General features: G+C 39.1%; 23 protein-coding genes. 18 read left to right on the forward strand and 5 right to left on the reverse strand.

Annotation, left to right across the window (positions count from 1 at the left end):
- Positions 1-85 precede the first annotated feature (85 nt).
- The 11 genes from panB to nth all read left to right on the forward strand — a co-directional run bounded on the left by panB (position 86) and on the right by nth (position 11,377).
- On the forward strand, positions 86-925 hold the full coding sequence (gene panB / locus Q4550_RS05890; protein ID WP_303531013.1) for a 3-methyl-2-oxobutanoate hydroxymethyltransferase: 840 nt from the start codon (positions 86-88) through the stop codon (positions 923-925).
- Positions 922-1,785: a pantoate--beta-alanine ligase gene (gene panC / locus Q4550_RS05895; protein ID WP_303531014.1), complete on the forward strand. Its 864-nt coding sequence runs from the start codon at positions 922-924 to the stop codon at positions 1,783-1,785. The genes panB and panC overlap by 4 nt, the downstream gene beginning before the upstream one ends.
- Positions 1,786-1,788: 3 nt before the next feature.
- Positions 1,789-2,172 (forward strand): aspartate 1-decarboxylase, encoded by a 384-nt coding sequence (gene panD, locus Q4550_RS05900; protein WP_303531015.1) that lies wholly within the window; start codon positions 1,789-1,791, stop codon positions 2,170-2,172.
- A 210-nt stretch (positions 2,173-2,382) separates the two neighbouring features.
- The gene (gene dinG / locus Q4550_RS05905; protein WP_303531016.1) at positions 2,383-5,178 is read left to right on the forward strand and encodes an ATP-dependent DNA helicase DinG; all 2,796 of its coding nucleotides are present in this window, start codon (positions 2,383-2,385) and stop codon (positions 5,176-5,178) included.
- A gap of 42 nt (positions 5,179-5,220) precedes the next feature.
- Positions 5,221-6,045, forward strand: coding sequence for a ComEC/Rec2 family competence protein (locus Q4550_RS05910; protein WP_303531018.1), 825 nt, complete (start codon positions 5,221-5,223; stop codon positions 6,043-6,045).
- A 324-nt stretch (positions 6,046-6,369) separates the two neighbouring features.
- Entirely contained in the window at positions 6,370-6,540 is a 171-nt protein-coding gene (locus tag Q4550_RS05915; protein ID WP_098443938.1) for a YpmA family protein, read from the forward strand.
- Positions 6,541-6,552: 12 nt separating this feature from the next.
- Complete coding sequence (locus Q4550_RS05920; protein WP_303531020.1) at positions 6,553-7,050, forward strand: cell wall elongation regulator TseB-like domain-containing protein; 498 nt, start codon at positions 6,553-6,555, stop codon at positions 7,048-7,050.
- Between the two features lie 22 nt (positions 7,051-7,072).
- Complete coding sequence (locus tag Q4550_RS05925; protein WP_303531022.1) at positions 7,073-8,260, forward strand: pyridoxal phosphate-dependent aminotransferase; 1,188 nt, start codon at positions 7,073-7,075, stop codon at positions 8,258-8,260.
- Positions 8,261-8,406: 146 nt separating this feature from the next.
- Entirely contained in the window at positions 8,407-9,699 is a 1,293-nt protein-coding gene (gene asnS / locus Q4550_RS05930) for an asparagine--tRNA ligase (protein WP_194221890.1), read from the forward strand.
- A 210-nt stretch (positions 9,700-9,909) separates the two neighbouring features.
- Positions 9,910-10,626: a DnaD domain-containing protein gene (locus Q4550_RS05935; RefSeq protein WP_194221889.1), complete on the forward strand. Its 717-nt coding sequence runs from the start codon at positions 9,910-9,912 to the stop codon at positions 10,624-10,626.
- Positions 10,627-10,714: 88 nt separating this feature from the next.
- Entirely contained in the window at positions 10,715-11,377 is a 663-nt protein-coding gene (gene nth / locus Q4550_RS05940) for an endonuclease III (RefSeq protein WP_303531024.1), read from the forward strand.
- A gap of 100 nt (positions 11,378-11,477) precedes the next feature.
- Here the strand turns inward: nth and Q4550_RS05945 are convergent, their stop codons facing one another.
- Together Q4550_RS05945 and recU are read right to left on the reverse strand one after the other, a co-directional pair.
- Positions 11,478-14,189 carry a PBP1A family penicillin-binding protein gene (locus Q4550_RS05945; RefSeq protein ID WP_303531025.1) on the reverse strand — a complete coding sequence of 904 codons (2,712 nt, stop codon included), beginning with the start codon at positions 14,187-14,189 and terminating at the stop codon, positions 11,478-11,480.
- A gap of 78 nt (positions 14,190-14,267) precedes the next feature.
- Positions 14,268-14,873 (reverse strand): Holliday junction resolvase RecU, encoded by a 606-nt coding sequence (recU, locus tag Q4550_RS05950; RefSeq protein ID WP_303531026.1) that lies wholly within the window; start codon positions 14,871-14,873, stop codon positions 14,268-14,270.
- Positions 14,874-14,971: 98 nt separating this feature from the next.
- Here recU and Q4550_RS05955 point away from each other — a divergent pair, with 98 nt between their 5' ends.
- The 5 genes from Q4550_RS05955 (at position 14,972) to Q4550_RS05975 (ending at position 18,128) form a co-directional block, all read left to right on the forward strand.
- The gene (locus Q4550_RS05955; RefSeq protein WP_303531027.1) at positions 14,972-15,922 is read left to right on the forward strand and encodes a DUF2515 family protein; all 951 of its coding nucleotides are present in this window, start codon (positions 14,972-14,974) and stop codon (positions 15,920-15,922) included.
- A gap of 333 nt (positions 15,923-16,255) precedes the next feature.
- On the forward strand, positions 16,256-16,750 hold the full coding sequence (locus Q4550_RS05960) for a MerR family transcriptional regulator (protein ID WP_283154077.1): 495 nt from the start codon (positions 16,256-16,258) through the stop codon (positions 16,748-16,750).
- Between the two features lie 107 nt (positions 16,751-16,857).
- Positions 16,858-17,220: a YppE family protein gene (locus Q4550_RS05965; RefSeq protein WP_303531028.1), complete on the forward strand. Its 363-nt coding sequence runs from the start codon at positions 16,858-16,860 to the stop codon at positions 17,218-17,220.
- 101 nt (positions 17,221-17,321) lie between these two features.
- Positions 17,322-17,576: a DNA alkylation repair protein gene (locus Q4550_RS05970; protein WP_194221883.1), complete on the forward strand. Its 255-nt coding sequence runs from the start codon at positions 17,322-17,324 to the stop codon at positions 17,574-17,576.
- 54 nt (positions 17,577-17,630) lie between these two features.
- Positions 17,631-18,128 carry a hypothetical protein gene (locus Q4550_RS05975; protein ID WP_194221882.1) on the forward strand — a complete coding sequence of 166 codons (498 nt, stop codon included), beginning with the start codon at positions 17,631-17,633 and terminating at the stop codon, positions 18,126-18,128.
- A 51-nt stretch (positions 18,129-18,179) separates the two neighbouring features.
- On the opposite strand, the gene Q4550_RS05980 is transcribed toward Q4550_RS05975, so the two are convergent.
- Entirely contained in the window at positions 18,180-18,383 is a 204-nt protein-coding gene (locus tag Q4550_RS05980) for an alpha/beta-type small acid-soluble spore protein (RefSeq protein WP_098443926.1), read from the reverse strand.
- A 174-nt stretch (positions 18,384-18,557) separates the two neighbouring features.
- Here Q4550_RS05980 and Q4550_RS05985 point away from each other — a divergent pair, with 174 nt between their 5' ends.
- The gene (locus Q4550_RS05985) at positions 18,558-18,722 is read left to right on the forward strand and encodes a hypothetical protein (RefSeq protein WP_194221881.1); all 165 of its coding nucleotides are present in this window, start codon (positions 18,558-18,560) and stop codon (positions 18,720-18,722) included.
- A 264-nt stretch (positions 18,723-18,986) separates the two neighbouring features.
- Positions 18,987-20,195, forward strand: a complete 1,209-nt coding sequence (locus Q4550_RS05990; RefSeq protein WP_303531029.1) for a D-alanyl-D-alanine carboxypeptidase family protein — start codon at positions 18,987-18,989, stop codon at positions 20,193-20,195.
- Between the two features lie 56 nt (positions 20,196-20,251).
- On the opposite strand, the gene Q4550_RS05995 is transcribed toward Q4550_RS05990, so the two are convergent.
- Both Q4550_RS05995 and Q4550_RS06000 read right to left on the reverse strand, forming a co-directional pair.
- The gene (locus Q4550_RS05995; RefSeq protein ID WP_303531030.1) at positions 20,252-21,166 is read right to left on the reverse strand and encodes an NAD(P)/FAD-dependent oxidoreductase; all 915 of its coding nucleotides are present in this window, start codon (positions 21,164-21,166) and stop codon (positions 20,252-20,254) included.
- Positions 21,167-21,176: 10 nt separating this feature from the next.
- Positions 21,177-21,710, reverse strand: a complete 534-nt coding sequence (locus Q4550_RS06000) for a 5' nucleotidase, NT5C type (RefSeq protein WP_303531031.1) — start codon at positions 21,708-21,710, stop codon at positions 21,177-21,179.
- Positions 21,711-21,870: the final 160 nt, after the last annotated feature.

Consider the following 21,870-nt stretch of genomic DNA (forward strand, 5'->3'; position numbering starts at 1 on the left):
TAGACTGATGGGATACCCCTGTCTGCTGCAATTCCATTTCAGGAGTTTTTTGTGCGGTATTCCTCTGAATAAAGGAGGAAAAGATATGAAAACAACGAGTGATTTTAGAAAAATGAAAGCAAATCACGAACCAATTGCTATGCTTACGGCATATGATTATCCCTCAGCTAAGTTAGTAGAAGACGCTCATATTGATATGTTATTAGTCGGTGATTCACTTGGAATGGTGGCGCTCGGTTATGACTCAACTATTCCGGTGACGATGGATGATATGGTCCTCCATACAAAAGCAGTTAAGCGAGGCGCCCCAAATACTTTTATCGTTACAGATTTACCGTTTCTCACTTATCATAGCAGCGTTTCTGAAACGCTTTCTCATGCTGGTCGATTACTTCAAGAAGCGGGAGCACACGCTGTTAAACTTGAAGGTGGTGGAGAAGTTATCCATCATATTCAAAAGTTAACTTCAGCTGGAGTGCCAGTGATGGGTCATTTAGGATTAACTCCGCAATCAGTAGGTGTTCTAGGGGGATATAAAGTACAGGCAAAAGAGTCAGAAAGTGCCGGATTATTAGTAAAAGAAGCGAAAGCTGTTGAAGAAGCTGGAGCATTTGCCCTAGTACTTGAATGTGTGCCGCAACAGCTGACTGAAATTGTATCTAGCGAGCTTTCTATACCAGTAATAGGGATTGGAGCAGGAGTCAAAGCTGATGGCCAGGTACTCGTTTATCATGATTTGATCGGATATGGTTCTGGTCATGTACCTAAGTTCGTCAAGCAATATGTTAACGTGTCTAACTTAATTCATAAAGCTGTTGAACAATACGTTTCTGATGTAAAAGGAAGTCATTTTCCCGAACAAAAACATTCATTTAATATGAAAGAGGAGCAGCTTTCAGGAATGTATGGAGGAACAAGGCTATGAAAATTATAAAGACTATTAGCGACATGCAATCATTCTCAAAACAATCGATGAGATCAGGTCAGAAGATTGGTTTTGTACCAACCATGGGTTATCTTCATGAAGGGCATATAAGCCTTGTGGGAGAAGCTGTGAAGCAAAATGATTGCGTTATCATGAGTGTGTTTGTGAATCCACTTCAATTCGGTCCGAATGAAGACTTTGATCGCTATCCTCGAGACCTAAAGAGAGATGAAGAACTAGCTAGTCAGGCAGGAGTAGATGTTTTATTCTACCCTGATGTAACGGAAATGTATCCGAAGGAGCGTACGACAAAGCTAACCGTACAAGAACGTGTTAATACATTATGTGGTGAATCTAGACCTGGCCATTTTGATGGCGTAGCTACAGTCGTTTTGAAATTATTGCAAATTACACTACCTGATCGAGCTTATTTTGGTATGAAGGATGCTCAACAAGTAGCTGTGATAAAAGGGCTTGTCGATGACTTTAATGTACCTGTTGAGATTGTCCCTTGTCCTATCATTAGAGAGAAGGATGGGCTTGCCAAAAGTTCAAGGAATGTGTATTTAACACCGACTGAGCGGAAAGAAGCCATTCAACTTTCACGGAGTTTAAGGGCTGCTTCAAAAGCACTTAGTGATGGCGAAATAAATCCGGAACGAATTAAAGACATCGTTTCAACTTACTTAAGCGAAACTTCTGGAAGTATTGATTATGTAGAAGTGTTAGCTTACCCTGCATTAGAGAAGGTACATGTGATAACAGAAGACGTTATCATAGCGGTTGCCGTTCAATTCTCTGCTGCAAGGCTAATTGATAATATTGTAGCGCTAAAAAGCGAAATAGCGATAGGAGTGTAGAGCATGTTTCTAACAATGATGAAGGGGAAAATTCATCGAGCACGTGTGACAGAAGCAAATTTGAACTATGTAGGAAGCATCACAATAGATGAAGATATTATCGAAGCGGTTGGTATGCTACCGAATGAGAAAGTTCAAATCGTTAATAATAATAATGGTGCAAGGTTGGAAACGTATATTATTCCTGGGGCAAGAGGGTCAGGTGTAGTTTGTTTGAATGGTGCTGCTGCTCGTCTTGTTCAGGAGGGCGATGTCGTCATCATTGTCGCTTATGGCATGATGAGTGAAGAAGAAGCCAGAAACTTTACGCCTCGTGTTGCGATTATGGACGATCACAATACGATCATCGATATGATTGGGGTAGAGCCTGAGGCGACTATATTATAAATACTTACGCTCTGGACTTTGGTCCAGGGCTTTTTTTGAAGGGCCAACCTAGTTTTATTCCTTTCAAATCCTATCCTCACAATCGAATCTATCGCATTTTTCGTGGATTCTTATCTCAGGTTATAAGAAATTATTTTCCGTTCCATAGAAAAAATGATAAAGTTAGTAAGGTGACCGCTTGAACGGTTTAAGCAACTGAGGTGAAAACGTATGAATCGATATACAATTATAGATTTTGAAACAACCGGAAATTCCCCCAAAAACGGGGATCGCATTATTCAAATTGGACTTGCTGTTGTAGAGGATGACACGATCGTTGACCGATATGCTTCGTTTGTTAATCCTGAAAAACCACTACCGTTATTTATTCAGCAGCTGACAGGGATTACGGATGATGATCTTATAGATGCGCCACTATTTGAAGAAGTCGCACCTGAACTTCTTAAACGTCTTGACGGTGCTTATTTTGTTGCGCACAATGTTCGATTTGACCTTAATTTCATGAATGCACAACTTGATTCAAGTGGATATGAGGCTTTTACTGGACCAACGCTCGATACAGTAGAACTTGCACGAATCCTCTTGCCTACAGCAGAGGCCTATAAATTATCTTCACTAGCAGAGTTTTTAGAAATCCAGCATGATAATCCGCATCAAGCAGACAGTGATGCGGAGGTAACAGCGGAACTTTTGCTTTATCTATTTGATAAGATGGATGATTTACCGATCGTAACGTTAACGCAGCTCGAGGAGCTTTCAACTCGGCTTTATAGTGATATAGAAGTAGTCCTTCATGAGCTTATTCAAGATAAGCAGAGACGGATTGAGCCTGAAGGCAATTTTGAAGTGTTTCGGGATATAGCGATTAAATTACAAGAACAAGTAGACGAAGTTGAGTCACTTCAGAAGCGTATCGCGTTCCATGATGCCCAAAATGAATTTGAGGAAAAAATGTCTAAGATTATCCCCGGTTTTGAAGTGCGAGAAGGTCAAAGTGACATGATGAAGCAGGTTTCAGAAGCTTTTGAAACAAATCAGCACATTTTGATTGAAGCTGGGACGGGTATAGGAAAATCTTTAGGGTATTTATTACCTGGGGTTGTTCATGCCAAAAATACAGGTAAGCCTGTTGTTGTTAGTACGCATACAATCCAACTACAAGAACAGCTATTACAAAGAGACCTACCGTTTCTTCGTGATATTTTGCCGTTCCCTTTTAGAGCCACGATTATTAAAGGCAGAAGTCATTATTTGGATTTAACGCGATTTGAACAGCAGCTTCATCATGTAGAAGAAGATAATTATGATACGATTTTAACGAAAGCTCAAATTCTCGTATGGTTGCTAGAAACAGACTATGGGGATGTGGAGGAATTAAATCTTTCTAGTGGAGGCAAGCTTTTTTGGCAACAGGTGAAAAGCGATGCCGCTGTATCTGCAAACCACCGTTCTCCGTGGTTCTCCCGTGATTTTTACCATCGAAGAAAGCGCTTTGCGATGAATGCTGATTTAATCATCACCAATCACGCTTTACTATTTAGTGATTTAATTAACGACCATCAATTATTACCCGCTTATCAGCAGGCAGTAATTGATGAGGCCCATCATCTAGAAGATATTGCTACAGAATTCTTCGGTATTAAAACGGATTACTTTTCTATTCTACAAGGGTTTGTTCGGATGGGATTAAAAGATGGTGATGGCATTTACGGAAAGGTAATTAGTATCCTCAAAAACCTTGAAATTGAAATAGATGAAACCAAAAGGGAAATTGATGCTTATGTGAAGACGATTCTTGGTGATGTAGATGAGCTTTTTCGCATGCTTCATCGTTACGTTCAGAAAAACACTCGTCGTTCGAATGAAATTGGCCGATTAAGCTATCGTATTTCTGATGAGAACGGTCCTACATGGGAAGCTATTCAAGAAGCAGCGCATCGATTAGTGTTCTACTTGAAAGATTTGGATAAAGGTTTAAAGAAGGTAGAAAAAGAACTTGATTTAAAAGAAGATGAACTCACAAGAGAGCAATTGAACACTTCAGCTGATTTTAAAGGAATTCATGCTTCTGTTTTGGAGGAACTTTCAAAAGTAGATTACCTCTTACTAAACGAAAGCGAAAATGATGTGAAGTGGGTGGAGATTGATCCGAAGGGCTCATTAAATTCAGCCTTTTTGTTTAGTAGACCTGTTGAGGTAGGTTCATTACTATCAAGCGACTATTTTGGAAAGAAAAAAAGTATTTTGCTTACCTCTGCAACGCTAACTGTCAGAAATTCGTTTGATTTTATCATTAACAGACTTGGATTAGAGGAGTTTGGGCCACTTATTCACCAATATCATTCTCCATTTGATTATAGTGAACAGGCAAGGCTAATGATTCCGACTGATTTACCAATGATTAAAGATGTATCGGACAATCAGTTTGTAGACCATATTACAGAAGCGATTCTTCGAATTGCCCGCGTGACTCGAGGAAGAATGCTCGTTCTCTTTACATCTTATGATATGCTCAAAAAAGCTCATCACCGTATGAAGGAGCTCATTGTTCATGACGAGTTAACTTTGATCAGTCAGGGCGTAGATAGTGGAAGTAGAGTAAGACTTACGAAGAATTTCAAGGAAAGTGAAGAAGCGATTCTGTTTGGTACAAGCAGCTTCTGGGAGGGCGTAGATATACCAGGCGAAGACTTAAGCTGCCTTATCATTGTTCGTCTTCCATTTTCACCACCAGATAATCCCGTTTTTCAGGCTAGATCAGAGCAATTGAAGCAGTCAGGTGGAAATCCATTTATGGAACTTTCTCTACCAGAAGCCATCATTCGATTCAAACAAGGTTTTGGTCGGCTTGTACGGTCACAGCGAGATCGAGGAGCTGTGTTTGTATTTGACCGCAGAATCATTTCTACAAGATACGGTCGTTCATTTGTAAAGTCACTCCCTGACGTTCCTCTTATGAAAGGGACAACGGAAGAATTAGTAAATGAATTAGATCTCTGGTTATAAAGCTCCACTTCATCACAAACTAATTCTACAGGAGGGTTTGTGATGAAGAAAATACTTTTACTTAGTGCGAGCTTCCTTTTTTTTAGTTTGGCTTGTCCGGGTGCTGACGCAGCTATCCAATCTGTTGACTTACACCTTAAGCACCACGAAGTAGCCGTAACTTTTCTTGATCTATCAATTGGAGAAGCGGTTTTGATACAAGGGTCAGATGGAGAGGCAATTCTGATTAATACAGGAAGTAGCCTTTCCGAAAAAGAGCTAATGAATCGATTACAGATGTACCAGGTGAAGGAGCTGAGAAAAGTTTGGCTTACGAATGCTGAGGAAGCTTATACAGGAAACTTCACTGCATTGCTCAAATATTTTGATATAGACGAAGTATTTTTATCTGATCAAGCAGAACAGGCATTCCTTACAAAGATACCAACTCATCTTCAAAAGACTAACTTAAAGATAAATCAAAAGCTTACACTGATGGATGGCGTTGATGTCGAAATTATAAACATATCTAAGGCGGGTTCTGTAACATTTGTGCTATCCTTAGGAAGTCAGGATTTACTACTGATGGGAGAAACGACTCTCGAACTAGAGGAAGAGATCGCGTCTTCCGGGAGAGCAGTAGAGGTATTGAAAGTTGCGAATTTCGGATCAGGTAATGGAACTTCAACTGAATTATTGAACGCCATCGATCCACAAATGGCCGTGATTTTTCGTCACAATAACATTGATGTAAGTGAATCAGTGCTAGAACGGTTAAGTGAAAGCTGGACTGATGTCTATTACCCATACCGAATCGGAAGCGTAACCCTAAGGATGCAACATGATCGTTATGACGTTATCACACTTCCTACTAAGGAAGTTAGATGAAAATTCGTCATAGTATTTGTTGCAAAATCCCGTAAGTTATTTAAAAATAGGAATAGAAAAGAAGCCGTCCTATTTTCTTATAGAAAAAGTGTCTCATATCTCCATAAGGGATTAATGAATGGCATGAAATCGTTCCACTAAAATAGCCTGCGCAAGGCGCAGGCACTGTTGGAAGTGGAGCAGATATAGTGCACCGTCTTTGACGGTACTTATAGTTTGTCACACCTTTTTGCAACTATAAGTAGTAAATTTATCCCTGAGTGAGAAAACGTCTCTATAAAAGGATTGGCAGCTTAAAACACATACTATAGGGAGATGACAGCAATGGAAAGCAACATTGAAGTATTGTCGACTGTGAAGGTTAGTAAATCCCTCGATATTTACAAAATTGTTGATTCGTTAAATCGCACCTTAAAAGAAAAAGATTTAATGTTTGGACTTGCACTTGATGAAGAAGACCAGGACCAGATGATTTTTACAATCTATCGTACATAATAGGGTGAGCGAATGCGAGTAATAGGAATAATTGCAGGCGTGATTTTAGCAGTTTTGATCTGGCAAGGCATTTCATTTTATTCTTCCGTAACCGATCATCCTGATCGGCTAGAAGAAAAAGCGATTGAGAGAGCTGAATCGGAATCGGTGATAGAAAAAGTTGATGAAGCGGTTCAATATCATGGTACAAACAGCGCATATGTTGTCTTAAAAGGTAGCGATGCAGATGGAGATCAGGTTTATGTTTTCGTGCCACGAAAGGATGGGGCGCTTGTCACAAAGAAAATAGAAGACGGCGTTACGTTAGAAGCCATCAAAAAGAAGCTTTCTGAAGAATTTTCTCCACAAGAAGTCATTAATATTAAACCAGGTATTGAAATCAATCAAGAAGAGAAGCAAGTGCTTGTATGGGAAGCCACATTCATTGATACAGACAACCGCTATACATTTGCATATTATTATTTTAGTAATGGTGAATATTGGCGATCTCGTTCAATAAAACAAAGTTAATGTGATTAAGGGAGGAAGAGAAATGAATTTATCTAAACGTGTAGCAGCTCTTACACCGTCTGCTACGCTTGAAATAACTGCAAAAGCAAAAGCATTGAAGGCTGAAGGACATGACGTAATCGCATTAGGTGCAGGGGAACCAGATTTTAATACACCATCTCACATTCTTGAAGCAGCGAAGAAAGCAATGGATGAAGGGTTAACAAAATATACTCCTTCTGGAGGCATTCTTCCTCTAAAAGAAAGCATTATCGCTAAATTCCAAGAAGATCAGAATATAACGTACAAAGCTGATGAGATTATTGTATGTACTGGAGCGAAGCATGCTCTCTACACATTGTTCCAGGTAATACTAGATGAAGGTGATGAGGTTATTATTCCTACACCTTACTGGGTTAGTTATCCTGAACAAGTTAAGCTTGCTGGTGGCAAGCCCGTTTATGTAGAAGGTAAAGAAGAACAGTCATTTAAAGTGACAATTTCTCAACTTGAAGCAGCAGTAACGTCCAATACAAAAGCTGTGATCATTAATTCTCCTTCTAATCCAACAGGATCGATCTATACACCTGAAGAGCTTAAGCAAATAGGTGCATTCTGTTTAGAGCATGACATTCTCATTGTTTCTGATGAGATTTATGAAAAGCTTGTGTATGATGGAGCAGAACATACTTCTATCGCACAGCTTTCATCTGAATTGAAGGATCAAACGATTATTATTAATGGAGTATCCAAATCTCATTCCATGACAGGTTGGAGAATCGGCTATGCTGCAGGGAGAAAAGAGATCATTAAAGCAATGACAAACCTTGCAAGTCATTCCACTTCAAATCCAACTTCCATTTCCCAATATGCAGCTCTAGCGGCATATGAAGGGTCACAGGAGCCTGTTGGTGAAATGAAAGAAGCATTTGAAGGTAGATTAAACACCGTTTATGAACAATTAAATGCGATTCCTGGATTTACATGTGTGAAGCCCCAAGGAGCATTCTATCTTTTCCCTAATGCTAAAGAAGCGGCAGAAAAGACAGGCTTTGATTCTGTTGATGCGTTTGTAAAAGGCCTTCTTGAAGAAGAGAAAGTAGCGCTTGTACCTGGATCCGGCTTTGGTTCTCCTGATAATGTTAGGCTTTCATATGCAACATCACTTGAGGTGATTCTTGAAGCCATAAATCGAATTGAACGATTTGTTAAAACGAAACAGACAGTTTAAGCAAGTTGTTGTATGGTCAAATAATCGGTATAATAAGAACCGAACAATAGATTCATCTATTTAAACAAATTAATTCATGGCGCTATTCTCTTATGGTATAAAGAATGTGCGCCAATTTTTTCTAATTAGTTGGAGGGAAATAAGAAGTGAAAACAACGATTTCTAACGTAAATAAACAGGTTGAACAAACCGTTACAATTGGAGCCTGGTTACATAATAAGCGTTCAAGCGGAAAGATCCAGTTTCTTCAACTTCGCGACGGAACGGGATTCATTCAAGGCGTTATGGTTAAGAAGGAAGTAACAGAAGAAGCATGGGAAGCTGCTAAGAATTTAACTCAAGAATCTTCAGTATGGGTAACAGGAGTTGTCCGTGAAGATGATCGTTCACAATCAGGATATGAATTAACTGTTACTAACATTGAATTAATTCATGAAGCTGTGGATTATCCGATTACGCCAAAAGAGCATGGTACAGAATTCTTAATGGATAATCGTCACCTTTGGATTCGCTCTAGACGTCAAAACGCTATTCTTCGCATTCGAAATGAGATTATTCGTGCAACTTATCAATTCTTTAATGAAAATGATTTCGTTAAAATTGATCCGCCTATTCTAACAGGAAGCTCTGCAGAAGGTACAACGGATCTTTTCCATACAAAGTATTTTGAAGAAGATGCTTATCTATCACAAAGTGGACAACTTTATATGGAAGCAGCAGCTATGGCTTTCGGACGAGTCTTTTCTTTTGGTCCAACATTCCGCGCTGAAAAATCAAAAACGCGCCGTCATTTAATCGAATTTTGGATGATTGAGCCTGAGATGGCATTTATGAATCATGACGAAAGTCTTGAAGTTCAAGAGCAGTATGTTAGCTTCCTTGTAAAATCTGTATTAGATAATTGTCAACTTGAGTTAAAAACGCTGGAACGTGATGTTTCGAAACTAGAAGCGATTCAAGCGCCATTCCCTCGCATTTCTTATGATGATGCGATTACGCTATTGAAAGATAAAGGCTTTACAGATATTGAATGGGGCGAAGATTTTGGTGCTCCTCATGAAACTGCAATCGCTGAAAGCTTTGAGAAACCAGTGTTCATTACTAATTATCCTAAGGACATTAAGGCGTTCTATATGAAGCCTGATCCTGAGCGTGAAGAAGTCGTTCTATGCGCTGATTTAATCGCTCCAGAAGGTTATGGTGAAATCATTGGAGGTAGTCAGAGAATTGATGATTTAGCACTTATGGAGCAGCGATATGAAGAACATGGTCTTACAGACGATGCATATAAATGGTATCTTGAACTTCGCCGCTATGGTTCTGTTCCACATTCAGGTTTTGGTCTTGGACTAGAACGCACTGTGGCATGGTTATCTGGTGTGGAACATGTGCGTGAAACAATTCCGTTCCCACGTCTTTTAAATAGACTATATCCGTGATAAACTAACAAAGCTGACGCTTCTTTCAATGTGAAAGAAGCGTCTTTATCTGATAAAAAAGCCGTAGGTGAAAGCATTTCACGAAGTGAAGATGGATAAGATTAGAAGATGAGAGGAAAAAATGGTATGTACGTGAATGTACATAGCCAGATTTTTCTACTCCCGTCACAAAATGCCGGCGTGCTATAATGAAAGGTAGAGGTGGATGGGATGAAGAAGGAACACATCATTCAAATCATTAATGAAGGTCATGTTTCAGTACCAAGGCTCTTGCTCAATTACTATGTTAGCGTTGGTTTACATGAAGAAGATGCCTTCTTTTTAATTAGATTACACAGTTTTATTGAACAGGGGAATTCTTTTCCAACACCGGAGGAACTTGCCCAAGCAATGACATATTCACCACAAGCTTGTCTAGATAAAATACAGCAGCTTATGCAAAAAGGTGTTTTAACGATCGAGGAACACCAGAATGAATCGAAGAATTATTATTCTGAAGTCTATTCGCTAATCCCGCTGTGGGAGCGAATTTTTAAGGCGATCGAGCAAGAAGAAGCAGAGAAGGCTGCTGCGAAAAACGATGAAAATGAAGAAAGTCTTTACACATTGTTTGAGCGTGAATTTGCAAGGCCACTTTCCCCCATTGAATGCGAGACGCTTGCCATGTGGATAGATGGGGATAAGCATGATGCTGAGTTAATTAAAGGGGCGTTAAAAGAAGCTGTTCTTGCTGGAAAGCTAAACTTTCGCTACATTGACCGCATACTCTTTGAATGGAAGCGGAACGGCATTAAGACATTAGAGCAGGCACGTTCCTACGGAGAGAAGTTTAGAAAGCACCAATATGATAAAAAAGCACCTGCTAAGCCTGATGTGAAGAAAGATTCAGGTCAGAGTGCTCCTATATATAACTGGCTTGGAAGATAGGTCATATGTAAAGCGGAAGTGTTGCTTCCGCTTTTTGTTTATGAACAACTTATAGCCTATACTAGACATAAGAAAGGAAGAAGAACTTTTGCTAACGAAAGCCAAGGTAAGGACAGTGCTTGATACGATGGGAGAGATGTTTCCAGATGCCCATTGTGAATTGAATCATTCTACTCCATTTGAGCTTGCTATTGCAGTTGTACTATCAGCTCAATGTACAGATGCGCTAGTAAACAAAGTTACTCCTAGTTTATTTGAAAAATATAACGGTCCTGAAGACTTTCTTCAAGTACCCATAGAACAACTCGAGAACGATATAAGAAGGATCGGCTTATTTCGAAATAAAGCAAAAAATATAAAAAAGCTTGCCAGAACGGTTGTTGAACAATATGGCGGATCTCTTCCTGAATCGAGGGAAGAGCTAATGGAGCTCTCAGGTGTTGGAAGAAAAACGGCTAACGTCATTGCTTCAGTAGCTTTTGATGTTCCGGCGATCGCCGTGGATACCCACGTTGAGAGAGTGAGCAAGAGGCTCGGCATATGCAGATGGAAGGATTCCGTTCTCGAAGTTGAGAAGACGCTCATGAGAAAAATTCCAGAAGAGGAGTGGTCCGTTTCTCACCATCGCTTTATTTTCTTTGGAAGGTACCATTGTAAAGCTCAATCTCCGCAATGTGAAATTTGTCCACTTCTTGAGCTATGCCGAGAAGGACAGAAGAGAATGAATCAGCGAGCTCGTAAAGGCAAATAGATCTTATGTATTATAATGAAATAATAAACAGAACTAGTTCGTCTTTAAATCAAATAAGTATAAATAAAGCCCAATCTGCATTGCAGATTGGGCTTTAAAGCTATTCATCTTCATTAGGTGGTGTGCTGGCTGGTGGAGCGTTTGAACCTGTGTTTCCTGTGTCACCAGGATTATCAGTTTCAGATCCAGAATCATTGCCAGATCCAGAACCGTCACTAGAACCGTTCCCAGACCCGTTACCAGAATTTTCTCCAGAACCATCGTTTCCTTGATCCTGGCCTCCGTTACCACTTTCATCAGTGTTTCCACTTTGGTCGTCAGCTGGAGGTTCTTCTTCTCCCTGATTGTTACCACTGTTTCCGTCTCCAGCATCGCTATTTTCATCATTACCTTCGTCCGGCGGTGTTTCACTATCTTCGTTTGTATCTTCTTCTGAAGGCTCCTCAGGTTCCTGTTCTTCTTCTTCTTTAGGAACTGATACGGATGTTTCAGCAGGCTTCGTTGATACTCCTGAGTCTGAAACGGCTGTTACTTTAAATTTATATTCGCTACCTTTTTGGGCATTTTCTAACGTAAATCCAGTATCTCCTGTTTCGGTAACCCCTTGATAACCCCCACCATTTACAGCCATTTCCACTTTATAAGTGAAGCTCTTATCTTCACCAGGCTGCCATGATAGTGAAATGCTATTGGAGTCAGCATTATACTTTCCAGAAAGTCCTTTGACGCCGTCTGGTTGTTTGTACTTATCAGAAGTCTTTTCTGGCGTACTACCTTTTACAAATAGCTCATAGACGATCTGATCTTTTGGTGTGTAGTCACTAGGCAATAGACCAGTGCTTTTCTCAACGCCAACCTCTACGACCGAGTCGGGCTTCTGGAAGTCGGCAGTATTAATACCTTCGGATACTTGGCTCATAATTTCTTTGAAAAGGAGCTTGGAAGTATCATCTTCGCCTTTGCTAGAATCTAAATAGTGCTTATTTGGTTCGTTAAATCCTGTCCATACTGCCATGGAATACTCCGTAGTATATCCAGCAAACCAGGCATCTCTTACAATACCTGATGTAGGGAATCCTTGTGATTGCACGACTTCTTGAGGATGGTTTGTCGTACCCGTTTTACCAGCGACAGGTAGACCGGAAATTTTAGCATCTGTTCCAGTTCCTTCGTTTACGACGGATTTAAGCATATCACTAACCATGTAGGCTGTGTAATCATTCATTGCCTTTACTGGTTCAGGTTCGATGTTAATCTCTCTTCCGTCGGGAAAGACCACTTTTCGTACCGTGTGAGGCTCATTATACGTTCCACCGTTACCGAAAGCAGCATAAGCACCAGTCATTTGAAGGGGTGATGTGCTAAATGTTCCGATAGCAGCAGTAGGTACCATATCTTCATCTTTCAAATCCATACCAAGCTTGTTAGCAAACTCTTGAGCAGGTTTTTCACCAATCTCAAGGAAAGTGTTAACAGCCGGAACGTTATAAGACATCTCGAGAGCACGTCTCATTGATACTTGACCACGATACTCGCGGTCCCAGTTACGAATATTAGCGTCACCTATTTTTAGAGGCTCATCTTTAATGGAGCGGCCAGTTGACCACTGCTCGGTATCAATTGCAGGACCATAAGCAACAATCGGTTTAGCTGTTGATCCTGGCTGAAACTTTCCTGTCGTTGCGTAAGTAATTACGTTCTCATCTTTACGTGTTTCACCAATGGCTCTAATCGAACCGGTCTTAGTATCCATCAGGACTAGCCCGGAGCGCATATCTTCATTCGAATAAGGATAGTTTGCAATCACATCAGTTGTAATATCTTGAGCGCGCGTATCAAGGGTTGTGTAAATTTCAAGTCCCCCTGAGTAGATATCCTTTTCAGAAATATCATCACGTTCTCGAAGTTCTTTCACAACCTGGTCCATGAAGACTTTATATTGATCAGTTTCTTTATCTTCTGTTAATGCAACAACCATGTCACTAACTTTTTCTGCTTGATATTTGTCAGCTTCCTCAGCTGTAATAACGCCCTGTTTTTCCATCAAGCTAAGAACAACATTTCTACGCTGTTCGGCCTGATCAGCGTATTCATATGGATTATAGTAGGTAGGGCGCTGCGGAAGTCCTGCTAGTAATGCTGCTTCGCCAGGTGTTAAGTCTTCTTCAGTAATGTTTTTGCCAAAATAAGTTTCGGCTGCATCAACAACTCCCCATGCACCATTACCGAAGTAAATTTTATTTAAATACATTTCTAAGATCTGATCTTTTGAATATTCTTGTTCAAGCTTAATGGATAGATAAGCTTCTTGAACTTTTCGTTCTAATGATTTTTCGGATGTTAAGAGAGAGTTCTTGATGACCTGTTGTGTAATCGTACTAGCACCCTCAGCGCCAAACCCTTGCGTAATATTTGCAAGAACAGCTCCGCCAATTCTTCGTGGATCAATTCCAAAATGGTCATAGAAACGAGTGTCTTCAACAGAGACAAAAGCATTTTTTAGAATATCCGGAATCTCATCAATTTTAGCAACTTCTCTTGCATCGGTTCCTGCAAGAGTTTGAACTTCTTCATCCTTTTTATCCAGTATGATGGAGGACTGTGGATTCGTAAGCTTTTCTGGATCTAGCTCTGGTGCATTGTTGATATAGGCAATTGAGGTGATTCCCCCAGCAACTAAACCAACTAAAAACAAAACAACCAGGGTTAGAAAGATTTTTTTGAAAATACCTTTCTTCCCAGCTTTCTTCGGGGACTTCTTTTTCTTGTCATTTGATTTACGTCGTTCTTGACGTGATTGATATTCACTCATGAATATTCCTGCCTTTCAAGCCTGTACTGTTAATAGGATTCGAATGAATCCTTCATTTTATGAATTAAAACCAGTTGTTTAATAACTGAAGTACATTTTATCAATAATTTTGATATAGTCAATGCGCGGTTGATAGGTATAAGGAATAAGCGTTCCCTGCTTTTCAATCTCTTCTTTTTTTATGGATTTTCTCCCACCATTTTTCATTGTTTCCCAGTGGGAAAAGAGCATAGCGGCATCCATTAAGAAAACTTCGTCAGTGATTGAAAAACGTAAAAGCACAAAGCATATTCCGTTGTGCTCATGAACTTGTTTCATATGTTCAATTTGATGTTCATGAAAGTTACTTAATGGAAAAGCAGTTTTGTTTTTTGTTTCCTTCGCTTCAAAATCCACATATCTACCTTTGTATACGCCATTATAATCAGTTGTAGATGCCTGCTTAAAGTAGGCCTCCTTTATCACGGCTGCGCTTCGTTTGGGGTAATCAACGTTAACAATTTGAACAGGCGTAGGCTTTTTGTGTATAACAGCTTTGCCTGTTGAGAGATAATACGTATTACTATGATTAATATCATCCTCTAATGTCATACCACGATTGCTGTATGTTTTTTGCTTCTGACTTGCTAGCTGATTCTGAGCCGAAGGGACGTACGGCTTTCCGTTCGGATATCGAATCGGCACGTTAACCATCCTTTCTGTATAAAAGGTGCACTGAATCTATTTTACTTTACTTATTACGAGTTGTACGACAAAAATGTTTCAAGCAGGTGAAAAAAATTATGGAGAACGTTACTAAAACAATCAAAAAAGCGATAGAAAAATGGAACATTGACAATATTTCACGTACCGTATTTTATCAGGAATTTTTCATTCGGAATCCAGAAATAAAATGGTCGTTCCTCGCCGCAATGGTTTCTAGAAATGCCGGTTGGAGTATGACTGACTTACAAGGGGAATGGTTTCCTAAGGCAATCAAGGAAGAGCAGTTAAGGAAGTTATTCCTGGCATATGAACGAGCTAATTGGATCATATTTGCAGATGCAGCCCCACAGCTATTGCTCTATGAGCTAGGAAAGAAAGCAAAATCTTCCTTCTTTCATTTTGGTAAAGATCTTGGAATATCGTGCTTTATGTTAGAAGAATGGAAAACTTTTATTGAGTTGGGTGATCAGGATCGTTTAATGACGGCGCTAATTATTAATGAGCAGCATGTGATTGAAGGACCGCTTATGGAACATCAGTTATATGCTAAGAAGGTATTTCATTCATTGCTATTCACCATTCAAGATTGGTTCCATTTTAGCACAGTTCTTTTTCCGACAGTGAGGGGAGAGCTATTTGGTTTATCAGTTAGTGGTTTTCGTCATACGTGTAACCGAATAAAGCTAGGAAAAAGCTTAGCTAAGCTTCTCTTTCATCCTAATTATTTTAGTGCATTTTATCATTTTGCAATGAAAGTTACTCCAACGGGATCACGCTACGATTATGAAAGGTTCATGGGGAAAAGAAGAGAGGGACCAATGCTAAGACAGGTTTATCCAATTATTCCTCATCATCAACAGGATAAGAAAGATTGGTTTAGAGGTCAATTACTAGTTAAAAAAATGATGAAAGTTGAATCAGAATTACCAGATAAAGTTCTCATTTCAGATTGGTATGAAAGAAAGAGAAGTCAGATCAGAATTGCGATGGAAGTGGAAAATCTGCTCATACAAAAAAGCAGGAAATAGCCCTGCTTTTAAGTGGAAGGTCGATCTGGTCCTTCCATTTTCTTATTTCCATATCCAGTTCTAGTTTCTTCCTCAGTTTTACCCTTACGTTTTGTTTGATCAAGCTTTTGCTTTTTGGTCATTATTTTGACACCTCCTTACTTTAGTTTGAGCAGTTGTTACAAAAACATTCCTATTCATTGTCGAAATCCTTTTCCTTTAGCATTAAACCACTACCTTTGCCGAAACTGTACTAGTTTTGTCAACGGGGAAGGCAAACAAAAAAGAAAGGCGAATATTACGTATACAAACTAACAGGCGAAGGCCTGAGAATGACAGAGGGGATGGGATTGCATGTTATTAAAAACAAAGCAAGTTTCAGATGAACTTGGTGTAAACCCTACTACTGTTCAGCGTTGGGTTAAGTATTTTGACTTATCATGTGAGAAGAATGAACTTGGCCACTTTTTATTTTCTAATGAAACACTTGAGGAGCTAAAATCGATTAAAAACGATTTAAGAAGGGGTTACTCAATGGAGAAAATTAAATCAGCTGGTAAAAACAATTCAAAAGTAGCAATGGTAACACCGGAACGGTTTGAGCAAAGGTTAGATCGCTTCTCAGTAAGGCTGGAACAGCTTGAGCGACAGTTGGATGAAAAAGCTAATGAGGTTATCACCGTTCAAGTTCTTCAGCATCGATCTGAACTGGAAGAGCTAGTAAAGAAAGTTTCTTCATTAGAAGAAAAATTATCTGAGCTTGAGGATCACACTTCGATACAAGAGGCAGTAGGTCAGTCGACGGGCAAAGGCAAGCGTCCCTGGATCATGAGTTTATTCAGTTTCTAGAGATCATTACGTTCCCTTCTGACCTTATGTCCTAAATGGATATAAGGTTTTTGTATGTGTTTGGTAACCAGTGAGTATGGTAGGATAAGGGAGTAGGGGTGAATGAAATGGAAGATACACAAAAATTACTAAAGCTAACAAAGCAGCTAATCACAATAAATGAAGAAGCGAGGATTCAATATACTACTCGCACACATCTTGATACGTACAAAGTTAACTTCTATGAGGAAGTGAAACCTTTTGCCGATCGAGCACTTGAGATTTTGAAGGTATGGGAGCCATTAGCAAGAGCATGGGTAATGGAAAACAAACCTAAATATTTATATCCGATTCAAATAAAAAATACATTCGAAAATATCGAAATGGTTTCAGTCGTGGCTTGGCAGAAAGATACTGGACCTAAGAAATTTAATGAGCGTGTACAATCTGTTGAATATGTACTTGAAAAAATAATTGAGCAAGTAACATAACGAGCTTGAGGCTCGTTATTTAAAATTAATTTCACATACCATACTGAAATGAATAAATTTCCCTTTTTTTGAGTAACACTAAAGAAAAAGGGAGTGAGTTTATGACTGCGTATTTGTGCCCAAGATGTAAAACCAATCGAATGAGATTTAATAAAATTGAGCAAAAAGCGACTTCAGTTAAATTAGATCCTCAATCTGGAGAAGTGATGTCTATTATAGAAGAGGGGAAAGCTGATCCATTCCATATGGTTTATAAAGGACCAAGTATACGAGTTCAATGTGGGGCTTGTGGCGAAATTGGAGACGAAGAAACCTTTATTCAATTTGCTCGATCACATCCACGTGCTAATTCTTAATGACTTTTCCCTCCGTAATTCATGATATAGTGAGAAAGCAAGGAGGGGGACTGGATGTTTGATCCAACTATATATGAGAATGTAAAAGTAGTTCTTGAGGGAGAGCTATATGATCGAGATCTTGATGGTGAGATCTCGATCATCAATCGAAAAGATCTGGTTGATTTAGCTTCTCTTTCAAGAAAGTATCAAGTAGAGTTTAGTGAAAATGAGCATGTGAATGTAACGATCGAACTTTTTGCTGATCTAGCTAATTTCAGTGCGGAACAGCTTAAGCTAGAGCATGTTCAAGCAGGATGTGAAATCAAAATTCTGTTTGATGTTGCGATATCCGATGCAGAGGACTGTGAACAGATTGAAGAAGATATCCGAAGTATTTGGGGTTATCGACCTGCTATCCGACAAACGATATCTTTTCCATACGAGGATGAGGAACAATTAAAGACTCACATTGTTTTAGAATTTAACCGTCGAATTAATGAAGATCAAATAAGTGATCTTTCGGAGTTAATTGCACATGCTGTACAAACTTCAACATTACTTGGAGAATAAAGAAGAAGGCGGAATGCTCCGCCCTCTATATCCATACTATGCAGTTGGTGATTAGTAGCTTCCGCCGCCCATTTGCTGTTCAGCCATTTGGACAAGGCGCTTAGTGATTTCTCCTCCAACAGAACCGTTAGAGCGAGCAGTGGAGTCTGGGCCAAGTTGAACGCCGAATTCGCTAGCAATTTCGTACTTCATTTGATCTAAAGCCTGTTGTACACCAGGGACTACCAGATTGTTTGAGCTATTGTTGTTTGCCATGTTGTGTACACCTCCTTGACTAATATAATGCTCAGGAGTAAAGAATGATATACAATCTTAATATAGGAACTTTTTGGTAGTTACTAAGAAGTTAATTTTCTGAAAATTTAGAGGGTTCTGTATTTAGATAACGAATATGTTATTTAGAGACTAACGAACTGGAGGGATATAAGAATGGATCGCTTTATTACTAAGACAGGATTTTATCAAAACCTCGATAAAAGAAGGTTGGAATATTGGTTGGTGATATCTGAAGAAAATAAAGTGCTTGTATCCTGGGTCTGCTGGAGTGCCCCTCAAACCATGGTAGAGCAGTGGAAAGGATCGTATGCTTCTTAACTAAACCGCCCTGAGCGGTTTTTATTATGGTTGAATTGATTTTTACTTCTCTCAAATTTAGAATTCAAATAAAAGAAAATGAAAAATTAGTTCGTTCCAATACTTTTATATTAAAAGTTATCAGAAAGGGTGTAAAGAAATAACTATTTTCTGTTTTACCACTCTTAGCTATAATAGAAAACGGATCAGGCCTTTTATACTAGACAATGGATGAAAACATGTAACGAACAGTTTAAATAGCATTTTAAAGAAAGAGGAGCTTCCATGATTCTAAAACACTATTCGTATCTTATAATGGTCATATGTTTAACTGTAAGCTTATTTCCATCAGTAACGCAAGCACAGGAACCACCAAGTGTAAGAAGCGAAACCGCTATACTGATCGATGGCAAAACAGGACAAATTCTTTTTAATAAGAATGGCAATGACGAAATGTACCCAGCGAGCATTACAAAAATTGTGACTGCATTTATGGCTGTTAAATCCGGAGAGATGGATGATATGGTAACGGTAAGCGAGCGTGCACGTAAAGCAGATGGTACTAGAGTGTATTTGAAAGAAGGAGAAATCGTTTCGTTAGAAAAGTTAGTTAAAGGAATGATGGTTAATTCCGGAAATGATGCTGCAATCGCTATAGCTGAGCATTTAAGTGGAAGCGTGGAATCGTTTTCTGAAGATATGAACGAATTTTTACGTGAAGAAATTGGTGTCAAAAATACGAATTTTGTTAATCCAAATGGACTTTTTAATGAGAATCATGTAACGAGTGCAGAAGATATGGCTAGAATAACACAGTACGCCATGAAAAATGAGCAGTTTCGATCTGTGATAGGAATCAAAAAATTAGAATGGGTTGGAGAAGATTGGGAAACGACGCTTATTAACCATCATCGACTCTTACTCGATTATGATTTTGTTACAGGTGGAAAAAATGGGTATGTCTCAGAGTCTGGTTTCACTTTAGTGACAACCGCATCAAAAGACGGTCAAGAATTGATTGCTGTTACGATGAAAGCAAACGATGATCAAATCGCTTATCAGGACACATTATCCATGCTTAACTATGGGTTTAATGCTTTCACGCCGGTTGAGTATAAGAAGGGGACTGAATTAGGAGCTGGAAATAATGAGGAATATAGTCTTTCTGAGGATATGACCCTTTATCAAGTTGGAGATGACGAGCTAGATCTTACCATATCTGATAACAATATCCTTGAAAGTAAAGGGGATTCATATGTCTCCATTTTGGATGATGATTTTCTTGAAGTGAATTCTTTAGAAGAAGACAAAGATGCGACAATTGTGGAAAGTGAAACAAAACCAGCAGCAAAAGTAAAAGATGAGGAAACAGCATCATTTCTGTCTAGTGAAAACATTTTCTATTTTGGGATCGGCGTTTTTGTGGTAATTTTACTTTCTTTATTTTTTGGAAGAAGTCACTCTTCTCAAAAAAGACATCGAACTTTTCCTTAAAATCAACTTTCAAACCTAACATTGAAAATTAAAAAAAGGACCTCAGGGTCCTTTTTTTAATTTTCAAGAAAGAACGATAGCTGTTTGACAGAGGTCATTCCTTGTCCAACAGAGGAGGCAATACTTGATAACAGCGGTCTAGTGCAAACATCTCCTGCAGCATAAACGAATGGCAGTGATGTTTCACCATAAGAGTTGCATCGAATGTATCCTTCCTGATCGACGTCAATGCCATCTTCGTAAGGTTCAGTGTTAGGCTTAACACCAATTCGAATAAACAGACCATCTACCATCATTGTAAAATGATGATCTTCGTCAGCGAGGAATAGTTTCTTCTTTCCTTTTCCATCTATTTGTGTAATGTATGTTTTGGTAAGTATGTCGATGTTAGGGTGGAGCATGACAGGCTCTTTGTATTCCATACGAGCTTTAAAACAATCAGAACGATGTATTAGTGTAACTCGAGCCCCAGCTTCAGCAAGAAGAAGAGCTCCTTCGAATGCGCGGTCTCCGCCCCCGATTACAGCAACATGTTTGCCTTTGAATTTCAATTTATCTCGAGATGCCGAGTATACTTCATTTTGCTCAATCATTTCTTGCTCACCAGGAACATCTAGCCTACGTGGGGAAGACCCTGAAGCAATAAGCAAAGAGCGAAATATATATGAATTACCTTCTGCTGTTTGAAGTATCCTATTAGTCCAATCGATCGACTGTACGCGAGTGTTTGTAACATAATCACACTTGATTTCCTCAGCATGTTTGATGAACTGTTCCTGTAGAACCTGACCGTTTGCAACCACCATACCTGGGTAGTCTACAATTTGATTATAGATTGTACTTAATTGCCCCCCAAGGCTATCCTTTGCTTCAAGCAATAAATGATTAATGCCTAGTCTTTTAGCCCATATCCCAGCAGAAATTCCAGCGGGTCCTCCACCGATAATTAGCAAATCTGTTCGTTGAGTCACCACCGTAACCTCACTTCCATGTTGAAAGCCATTCTTCAAATTCCAACCAGTTATTCACGCGAGGGACGTCGACATATTGATTATAACGATAGTTCATCGCAATGGCCATTCTGCCTGAATTTTTAAATGCGATGAGGTTGTGTGGAGCATCATCAAATAATAATTCTCCGCGAATCATTTCTTTTCTATGCGAGAAAATCAAATTTCTTTTGCCGATAAACGGAAGGTGTTTTTCTACCCATTGTTCTTTTTCAGTGTAAGCATATGTACGGCTACTCGTGACAATCATAACGTCATACACGGATGAAAGACGTTCCAATACTTCAATAGCATCTGGTAGAGGCTTGAGTTTAAGAAATAGACCTGGCTGATCAAGGTATTCATAAATTTTATCACCACACTCATTTTTTACATAGTCTTCAGATCGCCAGCATTCAAGCTTCTCAACAGACAAGTCGTCATTGTAATCATAATTGTATCTCCGGTGCCACTCAGACATAAGGTCACATATAACCGAATCCATATCGATTAATAAGGTTTTCATTGTCTCACTTCTTTCATCATACATTCTTTATCACTATAACAGGCAATGTTAATTGGAACAATTGTTCAGGAAAGGATATGGAATGAATGTTTTTGATTTTTGACTTATCAAAAAATGAATTATAAATCGAAAATTAAGCTAACATAGCGTAAATAAAACA

Source organism: Anaerobacillus sp. 1_MG-2023, assembly GCF_030547345.1.
Lineage (GTDB): Bacteria > Bacillota > Bacilli > Bacillales > Guptibacillaceae > Guptibacillus > Guptibacillus hwajinpoensis_B.